Annotated in this window: 14 protein-coding genes; 3 read left to right on the top strand and 11 right to left on the bottom strand. The window is 70.5% G+C overall.

Going from position 1 to position 13,738, the window contains the following annotated elements:
• Positions 1 to 359 precede the first annotated feature (359 nt).
• Complete coding sequence (locus ACIBX3_RS57005; protein WP_397129207.1) at positions 360 to 1,376, top strand: hypothetical protein; 1,017 nt, start codon at positions 360 to 362, stop codon at positions 1,374 to 1,376.
• Positions 1,377 to 1,519: 143 nt separating this feature from the next.
• On the opposite strand, the gene ACIBX3_RS57000 is transcribed toward ACIBX3_RS57005, so the two are convergent.
• The 3 genes from ACIBX3_RS57000 to ACIBX3_RS56990 all read right to left on the bottom strand — a co-directional run bounded on the left by ACIBX3_RS57000 (position 1,520) and on the right by ACIBX3_RS56990 (position 3,127).
• On the bottom strand, positions 1,520 to 2,509 hold the full coding sequence (locus tag ACIBX3_RS57000; protein ID WP_397129206.1) for an aldo/keto reductase: 990 nt from the start codon (positions 2,507 to 2,509) through the stop codon (positions 1,520 to 1,522).
• A 68-nt stretch (positions 2,510 to 2,577) separates the two neighbouring features.
• Positions 2,578 to 2,973: a cupin domain-containing protein gene (locus tag ACIBX3_RS56995; RefSeq protein WP_397129205.1), complete on the bottom strand. Its 396-nt coding sequence runs from the start codon at positions 2,971 to 2,973 to the stop codon at positions 2,578 to 2,580.
• Positions 2,933 to 3,127 (bottom strand): hypothetical protein, encoded by a 195-nt coding sequence (locus tag ACIBX3_RS56990; protein ID WP_397129204.1) that lies wholly within the window; start codon positions 3,125 to 3,127, stop codon positions 2,933 to 2,935. Before ACIBX3_RS56990 ends, ACIBX3_RS56995 begins: the two co-directional genes overlap by 41 nt.
• Positions 3,128 to 3,298: 171 nt before the next feature.
• Here ACIBX3_RS56990 and ACIBX3_RS56985 point away from each other — a divergent pair, with 171 nt between their 5' ends.
• A complete protein-coding gene (locus ACIBX3_RS56985; RefSeq protein ID WP_397129203.1) occupies positions 3,299 to 4,195 on the top strand; it encodes a helix-turn-helix transcriptional regulator in 897 nt (298 codons plus the stop codon).
• 181 nt (positions 4,196 to 4,376) lie between these two features.
• On the opposite strand, the gene ACIBX3_RS56980 is transcribed toward ACIBX3_RS56985, so the two are convergent.
• A complete protein-coding gene (locus ACIBX3_RS56980; RefSeq protein ID WP_397129202.1) occupies positions 4,377 to 4,967 on the bottom strand; it encodes a hypothetical protein in 591 nt (196 codons plus the stop codon).
• On the opposite strand from ACIBX3_RS56980, the gene ACIBX3_RS56975 reads away from it, so the two are divergent.
• Positions 4,966 to 5,208: a hypothetical protein gene (locus ACIBX3_RS56975; RefSeq protein WP_397129201.1), complete on the top strand. Its 243-nt coding sequence runs from the start codon at positions 4,966 to 4,968 to the stop codon at positions 5,206 to 5,208. The genes ACIBX3_RS56980 and ACIBX3_RS56975 overlap by 2 nt on opposite strands.
• Before the next feature lie 43 nt (positions 5,209 to 5,251).
• Here ACIBX3_RS56975 and ACIBX3_RS56970 read toward each other — a convergent pair whose 3' ends face one another.
• Genes ACIBX3_RS56970 through ACIBX3_RS56940 form a run of 7 tightly spaced genes read right to left on the bottom strand, consistent with a single transcriptional unit; the run spans position 5,252 to position 13,290 of the window.
• Positions 5,252 to 6,445, bottom strand: coding sequence for an ATP-grasp domain-containing protein (locus ACIBX3_RS56970; RefSeq protein WP_397129200.1), 1,194 nt, complete (start codon positions 6,443 to 6,445; stop codon positions 5,252 to 5,254).
• Complete coding sequence (locus ACIBX3_RS56965; RefSeq protein ID WP_397129199.1) at positions 6,442 to 7,725, bottom strand: condensation domain-containing protein; 1,284 nt, start codon at positions 7,723 to 7,725, stop codon at positions 6,442 to 6,444. Before ACIBX3_RS56965 ends, ACIBX3_RS56970 begins: the two co-directional genes overlap by 4 nt.
• On the bottom strand, positions 7,722 to 9,542 hold the full coding sequence (locus ACIBX3_RS56960) for a non-ribosomal peptide synthetase (RefSeq protein WP_397129197.1): 1,821 nt from the start codon (positions 9,540 to 9,542) through the stop codon (positions 7,722 to 7,724). Before ACIBX3_RS56960 ends, ACIBX3_RS56965 begins: the two co-directional genes overlap by 4 nt.
• A gap of 2 nt (positions 9,543 to 9,544) precedes the next feature.
• Positions 9,545 to 10,384 (bottom strand): ABC transporter permease, encoded by an 840-nt coding sequence (locus ACIBX3_RS56955; protein WP_397129196.1) that lies wholly within the window; start codon positions 10,382 to 10,384, stop codon positions 9,545 to 9,547.
• The gene (locus ACIBX3_RS56950; protein ID WP_397129195.1) at positions 10,371 to 11,129 is read right to left on the bottom strand and encodes an ABC transporter permease; all 759 of its coding nucleotides are present in this window, start codon (positions 11,127 to 11,129) and stop codon (positions 10,371 to 10,373) included. Before ACIBX3_RS56950 ends, ACIBX3_RS56955 begins: the two co-directional genes overlap by 14 nt.
• Positions 11,126 to 12,184 carry an ABC transporter ATP-binding protein gene (locus tag ACIBX3_RS56945; RefSeq protein ID WP_397129194.1) on the bottom strand — a complete coding sequence of 353 codons (1,059 nt, stop codon included), beginning with the start codon at positions 12,182 to 12,184 and terminating at the stop codon, positions 11,126 to 11,128. Before ACIBX3_RS56945 ends, ACIBX3_RS56950 begins: the two co-directional genes overlap by 4 nt.
• Positions 12,181 to 13,290 carry a GNAT family N-acetyltransferase gene (locus tag ACIBX3_RS56940; RefSeq protein WP_397129193.1) on the bottom strand — a complete coding sequence of 370 codons (1,110 nt, stop codon included), beginning with the start codon at positions 13,288 to 13,290 and terminating at the stop codon, positions 12,181 to 12,183. Before ACIBX3_RS56940 ends, ACIBX3_RS56945 begins: the two co-directional genes overlap by 4 nt.
• Positions 13,291 to 13,738 lie beyond the last annotated feature (448 nt).

The raw sequence follows: 13,738 nt of genomic DNA, 5'->3' as shown, positions 1-13,738 counted from the left end.
TGAACGCCTTCGCCATCACCTTCGAAGGCCGCCTGACCCCGGCCACCCGATAGACCCAGTCAAGATTGAGATACACCGATCACTGGACAGACCCTGGCTGGACCGTCCGCGAGGAACCTCGCTGACTTGCGCCTTCTTGCTCAGCGGGAATTTCCGGCCGGATATGACCAGGACCCCGTCTCCTCCGACTTTCGCACCCGCACCCGGCACTCTGCGCCGGGCTTTGGACGAGACACTGGCCAGTGCAGGACCAGGTCGGCACCGCGGGGGGATTCCTGCATTGCGAGCAAACTAGAGTTGCCACGATGACCACCTGATCGCTTGATTTCCTGACATCTGCGCTTCCCAAGGAGCGACCATTGGCCAGAATCGGGTTCCTGATCCTGCTCGTCGGCTTAGGCTGGCTCGCCGCGGACCTGGGTGGCGTGTACGGGCTGGAGCATTCGGGCGCCTACCTGTTGCTCAGCAGTCTGCTGCTCGCCGTGGGCTTGTACGGCAGCACGCACGGCATCGACCGCACCGAGGCCCGCCAGCACAGCAGGCTGATCCTGCTCGCGGTGACCGTCGGGGTGCTGCTGAAAGCGGCCTTCATCGCCGGTGTGGTGTACCTCGTCTCCGGTGACCCGAGAGCGATGATTCTCGCAGTGGCCGTGGCCCAGATCGATCCTCTCTCGGTGGCCTCGGTGATGGCCGACAACCGGCTGTCGGATCGGGCCAAGACCATCCTGGGCGCTTGGTCTTCCTTCGACGATCCGGTGACGGTCATCCTCGCGTTTTACGCCGTGTCGTGGGTCAGGCCCGGGCAGGATGGGCTCTCGGCGTCGTACTTGGTCGATCTGGGGCTTAACGCGCTGTTCGCCGCAGTGGCCTACGGGGTATGGCGGCTGATCAGGAATGCGCCGCCGGTGATGAGCTACTTGGCGGCGGCCGCCGCGGTCGTCTCCGCGGCCTGGACCTCACTGCTGCTGGGCGTGGCCACGGCCGGACTGTATCTGCGGATGCCCGACCCGCGATGGTTGTCGCGGGCGGTGACGGCGGCGTTCGCGCTGTCGGCGTTCCTGATGGGGCTGCTGCTGGTCGGCGGGGCGAACGTGATGACGGGCGTGCTGCTCGGGCTGGCCGCGTTCGCCGCGCAGATGCTCGCGGCCCTGGTCCTGACCCACGGGCTCCCTGTCATGGACCGGATCCACCTGGGGCTGGCGCAGCAGAACGGCATCACCGCGGTGATCCTGGCCTTGGCCTTCGAGCGGGACTTTCCCGGTTTCGTGGCGGTGATCGCCCCTGCGATCCTTACCGTCAACCTCGTCTATGTCCTGGCCAACCGGATCTCCGACGCCTGGGGACCTCGCCGGCCGTTGCCCTCACCACCGCAGTGACTTCCGCAGCGATGGACCGCGATGGGTGGCCGTACGGCGCGATCCGAAGCTCGTCCCGTCATGCGGATACGGGCGAGTTCGTCGCTGGTCCATGAAGCCGAAACGAATGTCCTTCCTGGTGGCGCTGGGGCGGTGACGGCAGGTCACAGGCCGGTCATGCGTTCGAGATGTTCGGGGTAGCGGGCGCCCTGAATGTCGATCTTGGCGGCGGTGGTCTCGATTTGTTCGAGGTCGTCGGTGGTGAGCTCGACGTGGGCGGCGGAGATGTTCTCTTCCAGGCGCTCCAGCCGGCGGGTGCCGGGAATCGGGACGATCCAGGGTTGCTGGGCCAGGATCCAGGCCAGGGCGATCTGTGCCGGGGTGGCGCCCTTGTGCTGGGCGACGGTGGCGAGGAGGTCGAGGAGTGCCTGGTTGGCCTCGCGTGCCTCGGGTGTGAAGCGCGGGATGCTCGCGCGGATGTCGGTGCTGTCGAAGCTGGTGGCCCTGTCCACGGTGCCGGTGAGGAATCCCTTGCCGAGCGGGCTGTAGGGGACGAAGCCGATGCCGAGCTCTGCCAGGGCCGGCAGAACCTCCTGCTCGGGCTTGCGCCACCACAGGGAGTACTCGCTTTGCACGGCGGTCACGGGCTGGACGGCGTGGGCGCGGCGGATGGTGGCGGCGGCGGCCTCGGACATGCCGAAGTGCCGGACCTTGCCTTGCTGGATGAGCTCTTTGACCGCTCCGGCGACGTCCTCGATCGCTACCGTCGGGTCGACACGGTGCTGGTAGTACAGGTCGATCACGTCGACGCCGAGCCGCTGGAGCGAGCCGTCGACGGCCTGCCGGATGTGCTCGGGCCGGCTGGACAGCCCGGTCCGGTGGCCGTCGCCGTCGAAGGCGAATCCGAACTTGGTGGCGATCACGACCTGATCGCGGACGGGGGCGAGGGCTTCGCCGACCAGTTGCTCGTTGAGGAACGGCCCGTATACCTCGGCGGTGTCGAAGAACGTGACGCCGCGCTCCACCGCTGCCCGGATCAGCGCGATCATCTCCTGCCGGCTGCCCGGGTTGGGGCCGTAGCTCTGGCTCATGCCCATGCAGCCAAGGCCGATCGCCGAGACCTCGAGGTCATGTCCGAGAGTTCGCTTGTCCATCATCATTTCCTTCGTGATCGATCATCGTTGCTGACAAGGCGGGTTGCCGCCCGTGATGAGACTGTGGGTCAAGGGCGGGTGCGGGGACCGTTGTACTCGGCGTCGGTGACGTGCTCCAGCCACTCGACCTCGTCGCCCTCCCACAGCGCGATGTGGGCCATGAACCGGTCCGGGGCGGCGCCGTGCCAGTGCTCTTCACCCACGGGAGTCCAGACGACCTCGCCGGGGTGGGCCTCGACGATCTCCCCGCCGCGGGACTGGAACAGGGCGATGCCCTCGACGATATAGAGCGCCTGGCCCAGCCCGTGGCTGTGCCAGGCGGTACGCGCCCCGGGCGCGAGACGGACCATGTTGGCCCGGGCCCGGGACGGATCCTCGCCCCGGTACAGCACGTCCGCCCAGGCATCGCCGGTGAACCACTGCTCAGGCAGCTTCATGGTCGCGGGCTGCTTCACGATCTCCATCTGATCTCCTCAATGGTGCGCTGCCGCGCAGCGCCGGCCGCTCCCGTACATCACCGAACAGCACCGTGTCGGTCAGCTCCATCAGCTTCGGCGCGTAGTCGCCGAGCACGCTGCGACCGCCCGCGCTCTGCGGGCTCCCGGTGTTCTGCGCCATCGTCTCCGCCTTTCCCTGTGCCTGTCGTGGCGTTCGGGGAGGCGGCGGGCCGCCCGCACAACCCCGGCACCAGCCAGCACACCGCTGATGAGACAGATCAGACAGTCCCTGCTGTTCCATGTACTGACAGAACACCCCACGACACCAACAACCGGCCTACGCTGGGAAGACATGGACAACCGCAGTGAGGTCCGCGAGTTCCTTGCTTCGCGGCGAGCCAAGATCACCCCGCAGCGGGCCGGGTTGCCCGCCTACGGCGGCAACCGGCGCGTCCCCGGGCTGCGCCGGGAGGAGGTCGCCATGCTCGCCGGAGTCAGCGCCGAGTACTACGCCCGCCTGGAACGAGGCAACCTCAGCGGCGTCTCCGAAAGCGTCCTGGAATCCCTCTCCCGCGCCCTTCAACTGGACGAAGCCGAACGCGCCCACCTGTTCGACCTGGCCCGCGCCGCCAACGCCACCCCCCGCACCCGCCGCCGCCCCACCCAGCAGCAGATCCGGCCCGGCATCCAGCGGCTGCTGCACTCCATGACCGACGCAGCCGCCTACATCCGCAACGGACGCCTGGACATCCTCGCCGCCAACCAGCTCGGCCGGGCACTGTACGCACCCGTCTTCGACGACCCGGTCAGGCCGGTCAACCTCGCCCGCTTCCGCTTCCTCAACCCCCGCGCCCACGACTTCTACCCCGACTGGGACGAATCAGCCCACACCACCGTGGCCCTGCTGCGTACCGAAGCAGGACGCGACCCCTACGACCGGGCTCTGACCGACCTCGTCGGGGAACTCGCCACCCGCAGCGAGGAGTTTCGCACCCTGTGGGCCGCGCACAACGTCCGCCTGCACCACACCGGCACGAAGAACTTCCACCACCCCGTCGTCGGCGATCTCAGTCTCCCCTTCGAAGCCATGCCCCTGCCCGCCGACCCCGGCCTGACCCTCACCGCCTTCAGCGCCGAACCCGGCACCCCCGCCCACGGGGCACTCAACCTCCTCGCCAGTTGGGCCGCCACACTCGAACAGACCGAACCGGCCCATGAAGGCGACCAGACACGCGCCCCGGGCAGCTGATCTGCGCCGGCCACGAACCGGTCCCGGGGAATGAGGACCTCATAAGCCGGCTCCTCAACCTCCGAACCGCACGGGCGAAGACACCGCTCAGGTCGTGTTTCGCCAGCACATCCAGCATGGACTTCGTGCCGTCCCGAAGTCCGCCGGGAACGTATCGCGGAAAACGCCGGAACCCGGGGCTTCAACCGTCAGCTCGATCATGATCCTGCGCCGCCTCATTTTCCGGGGCAGCCGGGACGATCGTGAGGGAGCCGGGGACGGACATTCCCGTGACGGCAAGGGACAAGATCGGCCGGGTGAGCGCTGAGCGCGACAGCGCGCTGAAGAGCTGGCGCTGGATCGCCTCGTGCCGGCCCAAGCAGGGGCTCAGCCCACATAAGAGCTCGCCTAGCAGTGTGCCTCCGAGCCCGATCGTGAGCCCGGCCCAGAGCCCGAACGCGACGCCGACCCCGAGGCCGAACACAAGCCCGCTTCCGAGCACGGCCGGGAGCCCGACCGCGAGCCCGGTCCCGAACCCGATTGTTGATCGGATGTGAGGTGTGGTGCGGGCGATGTGCCACCAGGCGATGTCGCGGGTGGTGACTGGAGGGAAGGCGCGAGCGAGGTAGGTCAGGTGGGCGCGGGTGGTGTCGGGGTCGAGCTGGTGGCGGGGCCGGAAGTGGTCGGCGGGGCCGGTGCTGGGCGGGCGGGCAGGCAGGCCCGCAGGTAGTCGGTGGCGGCCTGGGGGTGAGCGGGGCAGGGGTGACGACGGGCGGGCCGACCTGGCCGCCATGGGCCACCCCGGCCGCAGCCGGCCGGTGGAACTCGACCGCCTGGCCAAGAGCCTGGCACGGCACCGAACCACCGTCCGGAAGGTGGAGGTCCCGAAGGTGGGCCACGATGCCGCGGGGACGCAACCGCCGATCATCGACTTCTTCGACGACCTGCTGACCGGCCACAGCCCGCCCAGTGCCTCGGCCAGCCCCACCCGGTCGGCGAGCTTTGATCTGGAGCACAGCTACCGCCTCGGCTGAATACCTGAGGTCAACCGACTGGCGGTAGCTGGGTGCGGACAGGTCAGGCCAGCTCAGGGGTGCCCATCAACGTGCCGAGATCGCTGACCGCGGTCCGGAGTTGCCCGGTCAGCGACTCGCCGTCGTCCGCGGACCAGCCCAGGGCGTATCCGGCTCTGGCCCAGTTCGCGGTCAGTGGCGGAAGGCGGCAACCGGCCGGGACGAGCTGCCGTACGATCTTGACGTCCGTCAGACCGTCGAGCACCTCGACCGGGGCGACGTTCCGGCGGACGGTGCCGGAGGCCAGCAGAAACCGCACCTCCGCCCGCCGGGCGCGGGCCGGGCGGTCCGCCGCGAGCGGCCGGCCCAGCGCCAGGTGCGCCTGGTCGAGGTAGAGGTCGCGGCCGTGCACCGCGGACACCAGTTCGGTGATGTAGTCGCCGGCCGGTCGTACCGTCGCCTCCAGCAGGACGGGGCGATCGCCGTCGAGCTTCACCTCGACGTGCAAGATGGCCGACTCGACCCGCCAGGCGGCGATCAGGTCGCGGACGAGCGTGTTGACTCCGGCGTCAGGACGATCGGCACGGTCGGTGGTGTGGGCGACCTCGAGGAAGCCGGTGGGGCCGCCTGTCCGCTTGCGGGTCAGCGAGGAGAAGACCATCTCGCCGCCCCGCACCACGGCCTCGACGCTCGCCTCCGCCCCGGGCAGATACTCCTCCACGATGCCGGTACGACTCGGCGAGATCGCTCGTACTCGCGGCCACCGATCCAGGGCCTCCTCGACACCGTGGACGGCGAACACGGCGGCGCTCGCGGAGGAGTCCACCGGTTTCAGCACCGCGGCCTGGACACCGGAGGCGAAGAACCGCACGAGATCGTCGGGGTCGGTGACGGCCGAGTGCCGGGGGCCGGCCAGGCCGTGCCGCTGCCCGGCCTCGCGCTGGCGGACCTTGCTGCGGGCGATGCGCGCCGCGCCGACGCCCGGGCCCGGCAGGCCCAGCTCCCGCGCCACTGTCGCGGCGGTGACCAGCGATCCCTCGGCCAGCGTGGTCACCCCGTCGTGGCCGGCCGCCATCAGGACGAGCGACTCCACGTCGGCCCGCTCGTCGCGCACCTCGACCGGATGGAAACGATCGACCGCGTGATCGAAGCAGCCGGCGGTGACCCCGTCCGCGAGGGTGACCGAAAGGCCGGCGCGCAGCCACGTGGAAAAGGCCCATTCGCGGCGCGGGTCCGCGCCGATGACGAACAATCTCACCCGTCCGCACTCCCATCCCGCCGGCCCGCGGCTTCGGCGAACCGGTCGAGGTTTGTGATGGTGCTCTTCCAGAGCGCGAGGACGTCCGCCTCGCTGTAGTGTTCGGGCCGGTACCGCAGAGCCACCCGCAGGCCGCCGTCGTCGTCCTCCGTCCAGTACGTCAAGAGCGCCCCGTCCGGCCGACCGAGGTGCACGGGAAACTCCTCGATCTCGGTCCCGGCGAAGGGAACCAGGGGCAGGGCCGCGCGCATTCGCAGCGGCTGGGCGTTGAACGACAGGTACGGCAGCGACATCGGATGGGCGAACCGTCCCGGCACGGTGTCCGCGACGACCAGCGGCCACGGAACGCGCGCCGAGTCCAGCGCCGCGACGAGCGCCTCGCGGAACGACCGCAGATGCTCGCCTGGATCGGCGCTCCGGACCTGGTTGACGACGGCGACGTAGTCGGCGAGCCAGCCCACCGCGCCGTGCAGGCTCGGCCGTGGACGTCCGGTGACCGTCATGAGCGTCGCGGCGGGGAAGTGTTCCCCCAGCTCGGCCGAAGCCGCGTCCAGGGCGGCCAGGACGAGCTGGAGCCGGGTCAGCCGGTGTCGCTTCGCGACCGGCAGCAGGCGCGCGTACGAGTCCGCGTCAAGCTCCCGCAGGATCCGCGGGACGTCCGCCCGGCCGGTGGGCCCTTGCCGGGGGAGGAGGACGTGCCGCGCGGCCTTCCGGCGCAGGTCGAGGCCGGCCGCGGACTCCAGGTAGTCGTTCTGGCGTTCGATCCAGCCGATGTACGCGTTCGGCGCCGGGGGCAGGGGCTCGGCCGACGCGCCGATCTCCAGGTCGTACAGGCGGCACAGGGCGGCCACGAGGATCCGCCGCGACCACTGGTCGGAGACCAGGTGGTCGATCACCAGCCCGAGCAGCATCTCCGCGGCGTCCGGAAGCGGGATGGCGACCAGCCGGGCCAGCGGGCCCCGCTCCACGTCGAACGGCCGCTCGGCCTCCCGCGTCAGCGCCTGCCGGGCATCGGCGGGGGGCGGCAGCAGTATCAGGTCAACCGGGTCGGCCGGGTCCAGCCGCCACAGTGGCTTCCTCGGGTCGAAGCACGTGAGCAGAGTCGGGTGCCTTCGTTGCAACCGGAGCCAGGCCCGGTTCAGCGCGGAGAGGTTCAGCTCACCGCGTACGCGCAACGCGGAGATCGTGTGCTGCGGCCGGTAGAGCCCGGCCTCCGCGTCCTCGACCAGCCGGGCCAGGCGGCTGCGCTGGGTCCACGATGGCGTGATCGGGCCGTTCACCCCAGGCTCCGATCGGCTCGTCCCGAGCTCCGGTCGGCGAGGTAGCGGGAGATCTCCTCGACGGTGGGATGGTCGAAGACCAGGCCGTACGGGATCTCCGCCTCCAGCGCGTCTTCCAGCCGTGCGGCGATCTCCATCGCGGACATCGAATCGACGCCGAGCTCGAAGAGGTCCGCGGTGAGCGGGACCGATTCGACGCCCAGGACCCGCCGGCAGGTTTCGACGACCAGCGCGTTCCCCCCGCCTTCGGAGCCGGCCGCGGCTTCGACCGGCTTGGCTGAGGCCGGGGTGCCGGCCTGGTCACGGAGGTCGGCACGGTCGATCTTGCCGTTCGGCAGCAGCGGCAGATCCGTACGCGTGACGAACTCCTCCGGGACCGCCGCGGCCGGCAGCTCCCGCAGGATCGCCTCCCGCAGCACGCGAACCGGAGGCGGAGCCGGGTCTCCCACGAGATAGGCGACCAGCCGAACGTCCCCCGCGCCGGCCACGTCCCCCGCGCCCGCCACGTCCACCACGTCGACCACGGCGACCTCGCGAACGCCGGCCACGTCGCGCAGCACCCGTTCGACCTCCGGCAACCGCAGCCGGACCCCGCGCACCTTGACCTGCTGGTCCAGCCGGCCGAGCAGGTGCAGCACTCCTCGCTCGTCCCATCGCCCCAGGTCGCCGGTGCGGTAGACCTGCTCACCCGTGGGAGCCGTCTCGAACGTGCTGTCCGTGCCGAGGTATCCCAGCGAGCGATACGGCGTCGTCAGCACCACCTCGCCGACATCATCGGGCTCCCAGGACCCCGGGCGCAGCACGCTGACCGAGCACCCGGGCAAGGGCCGGCCGACCGGCAACGGGCCGGCGCCCGGCTCGTCGGGCACTTCGAAAGAGCACTGGGCCAAGGTGGTCTCGGTCGGCCCGTACAGGTTGACCACCCGGCAGCCGGGCGCCACCCGGCCGCGCCAGGCGTTCACCAGCTCCGCGTGCAGCGGCTCGCCGGCGAAGAAGGCGGCCCGCAGGCTCGGCACCGCAGTGTCCACCACAGGGTCCACCACAGGGTCCGCCGCGGTGTCCACCGCATGGTCCACGGCGGCGGTCGCCAGCCATCGCCGGACCAGCGACGGAACCGTGTGGACCAGCGTGATCCCGTACGCTCGCGCAAACGAGAAGACCCGTCCGGCCTCCCGCGACCGCGATCCGGGCAGGCAGAGCGTGGCGCCGCTGATCAGCGGGGTGAAGATGTCGCGCAGCACTACGTCGAAGGACCAGCTCGTCAGTTGCGCCATGCGGTCGCCCGGCCCGACCTCGAAGGTATCCCGCTGCCAGCGGACGAAATGGGCGAGCGAGTCGTGCGCACCCAGCACCGCCTTGGGACGCCCGGTGCTCCCGGAGGTGAAGCAGACGTACGCGGGCGAGCGGGCGTCGAGCCTGGCAGGCTCGGTCAACGGCTCCACCTGGTCCGGGACGTCCCTCGGCCGGGTCTGCCCGGGCTCGAAGATCTGCCGGCCGTCGTCGCCGGCACGTACCAGGAAGCGCGCCACGCCGGCCATGGTGTCGCGGAGCTCCGGCGACAGCGCCGGATCGATCGGGAGGATCACGCAACCGGCGTAGAGTGTGCCCAGAAGGGCGGTCACCGACGCCGGTGTTCCGCCGTCCTCGACGGCCACCACCTCACCCGGCGCGGCGCCCAGCTCACGCAGCAGTCCGGCGAAACCGCGTGCCCGCCCGAGGAGCTCCCCGTACGAGAGAGTGCCTGCCGGGCCGGTGACGGCCGGCGCGCCGGGATGCGCGGCTGCCACCTTCGCGATCAACTGCGGGAGAAATGTCATCGTCAAATCCGTCCGTCGGTGTCATGTGTACGGGCCTGCCGCGCCTGCAGTGTCAACACGGCCGCGGCCACCGCCAGCCAGCCCAAGCCGACGGCCGCCTCGGCGGCGGCGTGCCCCAGCCATGGTCCGCCTGCGAGCGCGCCGCGTACGGCGAGCAGTCCGTTGGTCATCGGCAGTCCGTGCGCCAGTGCCTCCAGGGCGTCCGGCAGCCGTTCGAGCGGCGCGACCGCGCCGGTCAACGCCAGCAGCAGGTAGCTGACGAGGTTCGTGATGAACGAGTCGATGCGCTGCGTCATCGCGATCGCCGCGACGGCCATTCCCAGCGCGCTGGTGGACAGCGCCACCAGCAGCACCAGCCCGGCGGCCGCCCAGATGCCCGCCATCAGCGCGGGCCGGCCGAAGAGCAGGCATGTCGCCGTCGCCGCCACCAGCCCGCCCAGCACTCCCTCCGCGGTGAAAACCCACCATCGGGTGGCCGCCACCACCGGCAGCGGGATCCACGCCAGACGCATCCGGTAGATGGTGCCGAAGATCCGATCGTCGACCAGGATGTCACCGGCCTTGATCACCGTCGCGATGGTGATCACCTGCATGGCCCCGCCGACCAGTGCGAAGTCCCGCCCGGCCGGACCGGCCGCGATCAGGCCGAGGTACGCGACGAACAACGTCTGCAGGATCGCCCGCGGCAGCGAGCTCGCCAGCACCACCCGCAGGGGATAGACCGCCCGGTACTCGCGCCACGAAAGGACCGCGACTGTACGCAGGGCGGTGACGGTGCGGCCGGCGGTGGCGGCACGCCGGGCGGTGGCAGTGCGCCGGGCGGTGGGATCAGAGCAGCTCAAGGGTGCCCTCCGCGTGAATCCTCCGCAGCACGACCCGCAGGCTGACGACGGCGCCCACCGCGTAAGCGGCGGAGGTCGCGGCCAGCAGCAGCCAGTCGCCAGGCTGCTGCCCCCCTCCTGCGGCGGCGTCGAGCAGCAGCTCACTCGCCCACCGCAGGCTGATCAGCGTGGAGAGCTGTTGTGCCCAGCCCGGTAGCAGGGCGGTCGGCACGAGCAGCCCGCCCAGGATGAACACCGGATAGATGAGCGTTTCGGCGATCCGCACCGCCGAGCGGGCCAGCAGGAACACCGAGCACAGCAACAGCCCGAGCGCGGTCGCGGAGACCAGGGTGGCCAGCGCGGTGAGCGTGAAGCCGACCGGTGCGGCGATGTGGACCGGATGCCCGGCCACCGCCGCCACTACCCCGACGGTCAGCACCGTCAGGGCCGCCGACCGCAACACCGAGCCGATGCTCTTGCCGATCAGCACCACTACCAGCCCGGTCGGCCTGCTGACGATGCCAGGAAGGATGCCGCGCTGCCGCTCCTGCCGCAGCACCAGCCCGAACCTCCACACGATCGCGCCCCACAGGCCGAGCAGCCCGCAGCCGATCGCGGTACGGGCGCCGGTCGCGGCCTGTCCGGCGGCCAGCAGGGTGACCGCCATGAACACCGCCGGCTGCACAACCCCGGCCATCACGCCGGCCAGCCGGGTCTCGCTCTTGAGCTGGACCCGGGTGCTGGCCAGCAGAGCACGGGCGGTCATCGACCGCCGCCTTGGCCGAGGTCGCCGCTCGTGTCGAGCCTGGCGCCCCTGCTGAGGTCGGCGCCTCGGCTGAGGTCTCGGAACACCTGTTCCAGACCCACCGGCTCGACGCGTACGTCGGCGATCTCGCCGTGCGGCCACCGCCGGGCCAGTTCGATGAGCGTCGCCGGCTCCCAGCGGGCCACCTCGTAGCGGGCCGTCCACCTCCCGGCTCCGGCCGGTTGGGCGTCCACCAGGCGTACACCGGACGGTCCGGCGCCGTCGTCCGGCCACGTCGGTTCGTCCCCGCGCACGCTCACCGTCACCGCGGCGGCCGAACCCGCCTGGCGCAGCAACTCCTTCAGCGGCAGGTCGTGGGTGAGCCGGCCGTCCTGCAGGATCGTCACCCTGTCCGCCAAATCCTCGATGTCGCGCAGATAATGGCTGGTCAGCAGGATGCACGGCCGATAACCAGCAGCTCCGGCGGCCAGCTCGCCGATCACCCGGCGCAGCCGGTCCGCCTCGATGGGGTCGAGCCCGACGGTGGGCTCGTCCAGCATCAGCAGCTTCGGGGCGGCCATCAGCCCGATGGCCAGGTGCAGGCGCTGCTTCATGCCCCGCGAGTACGTCTCCACCGGCCGGTCCGCCACCTTGTCCAGGGCGACCATGGCGATCGCCTCGGCGGCCCGCCGCTCCAGCCGCCGGTGGTCCAGGCCGGACAGGGTGCCGAAGAAGCGGGCGTTGTCGCGGCCCGACAGCCGACCGTAGAGGCCCTGCTCCCCGCCGAACACCACGGACAGCAGGCGCCGTACCTGCCGGGTGCGGGTGACCACGTCCTCCCCTCTCACCCGGACGCTGCCGGAACTGGGCAGCAGCAGGGTGCTGATCACCTTGATCAGGGTCGTCTTCCCCGCGCCGTTGAGCCCCAGCAGGCCGACCACCTCGCCCGCCTCAGCGGTGAAGGAGACCTCACGCAGCGCCTCGACGGTCCCCGAACCGGTCTTGAAGACGCGGCTGACCGCGTTCACCTCCAGTGCGCTCGCGGCGTTCACTGTGGTGTTCACTGTGGCGCTCACCAGGGCACGTCCCAGTCCTCTGAAGGCAGCACTCTCTCGTCGTACCGCTCCCGCCACGCGCGTCGTCCGGCGGCGCAACCCTCCGCCGGGACGAGCGCGGATCCGTCACACGGCACCGCCACCGTCCACAGCGGGTGGAGTCGCGCGCCCCGCTCGGCCTTCACCTCCGCCGACTCGATGCCCAGATGCAGGCGGCGCAGTCCGGCCCGTTCCATGTACTGAACAGGCAGGTAGTAGGAGAGGTTGAAGTATTCGTACGCGTTCAGCAGCAGGGCGTAGTCAAAGCCGATCATGCGGGCATAGAGCGTGTCGCCGAACCGGTACTGCAACGCGGCAGCCACCGGCCGCCCCTCCCGGCGCGCGATGAACGCCACGCTCTCACCGTCGAGGAACTCGGCCTGCGGGGCCAGCACCCGCCGCATCGACTCCGCAGTGGTGCGGTGCCCGTACTTCTGTTGCAGGTTGGCGACCAGCGTGGCCAGCGCCGGCAAGCACTCGCTCAACGGCTGCTCGGTCAGTTCGTAGTCGGCCTGCTCGAAGCGACGCCGCTCCCGCATCGTGCTCTTGCGCCGCCGGCCGCTGAGGCCGGCCAGGTAGCCGTCCCACCCGTCGGCGGTCAGACACGCCTCGACCGTGTCGAACGCCACCGACCCGCCCTCGGCGTGGAGCCACCTGGTGACGCGGGTCGGCGCGAACATCCACACCAGGCCACCGGCGTCCCGCTCGGCGGCCAGCAGGAGCCCGGCCTCCAGCAGAGCCCGCAGCGCCGACCGGCGCTCCCGCTCGTCGCCGGCCAGCAGGATCCCGCTGTGGTGGCCGCGGCGACCGCCCGCCAGCAGCCAGCGGCCACCTCTGGTAAGGGCCTGACGGTGCCTTCTCGGTGCGTAGAAGCTGCTGCCCTCCACCCGGATGTCATAGACCGGCAGCGCACCGACCAGGGCGCCGTCATCGCGGGCGAGCACGTAGCGGACGCTCACGAACGGATCACCCTCCAGCGCCCGCAACCACCCGTACGACAGGTAGAAGTCGTCGCGGGTCGCCAGCCGATCCCAGTCCGGCTGCCCGACCCCGTCCAGTCCCTCGATCACCGAGATGTCCAAGCTCACCAAGCCGCTCCAGGTCCCGTAATTCGGGGCGCATTCCGAGAAACAATATTCATACGGCCCTTCCCGTCGTTATCTCAACGGATGCCACGCCAAGCGGCGACGGCTCGCTTCCTCCGCCCTCTCGATTCTGGCCGCCCGGCTCTGCGCCGAACCAGGTCAAGGACCGGACATCGATCGGACATTTGCCCGGGGGTCCGCCTGCCCATATGGATTCTCCGCTTCGGCGTCTCATGTCCGGCGAATGTCCGGTCCTTGACCTGGCCGGGCGCCCGAGGATTTGGAAACGTGGCTTTCCAGCCTCCTTGCGGTTCAACGTAAGCAGGAGGAGCCGGCGTGCGCGGTCAAGCACGCGCCGCCGTATGCGCGAGAGGCTCCTCAAGTCAAAGGGGGACCACACCGAGTTCGCGCGTCAACGCACGCGGAGAGTGAGGTAAAAGAATGGGTAGCC

The sequence above is a fragment of the Nonomuraea sp. NPDC049480 genome, assembly GCF_044465905.1.
In the GTDB taxonomy this organism is placed as follows: Bacteria; Actinomycetota; Actinomycetes; order Streptosporangiales; family Streptosporangiaceae; genus Nonomuraea.
This window is presented reverse-complemented; position numbering and strand designations above follow the sequence as displayed.

Bases quoted from the DNA above. Each gene is read 5' to 3' on its own strand.
- ACIBX3_RS56950 (WP_397129195.1), bottom strand. From the start codon at position 11,129: ATGACCGCCCGTGCTCTGCTGGCCAGCACCCGGGTCCAGCTCAAGAGC.
- ACIBX3_RS56980 (WP_397129202.1), bottom strand. From the start codon at position 4,967: ATGGCGGCCAGGTCGGCCCGCCCGTCGTCACCCCTGCCCCGCTCACCC.
- ACIBX3_RS56975 (WP_397129201.1), top strand. From the start codon at position 4,966: ATGGGCCACCCCGGCCGCAGCCGGCCGGTGGAACTCGACCGCCTGGCC.
- ACIBX3_RS56960 (WP_397129197.1), bottom strand. From the start codon at position 9,542: ATGACATTTCTCCCGCAGTTGATCGCGAAGGTGGCAGCCGCGCATCCC.
- ACIBX3_RS56990 (WP_397129204.1), bottom strand. From the start codon at position 3,127: ATGGCGCAGAACACCGGGAGCCCGCAGAGCGCGGGCGGTCGCAGCGTG.
- ACIBX3_RS56995 (WP_397129205.1), bottom strand. From the start codon at position 2,973: ATGGAGATCGTGAAGCAGCCCGCGACCATGAAGCTGCCTGAGCAGTGG.
- ACIBX3_RS56985 (WP_397129203.1), top strand. From the start codon at position 3,299: ATGGACAACCGCAGTGAGGTCCGCGAGTTCCTTGCTTCGCGGCGAGCC.
- ACIBX3_RS57000 (WP_397129206.1), bottom strand. From the start codon at position 2,509: ATGGACAAGCGAACTCTCGGACATGACCTCGAGGTCTCGGCGATCGGC.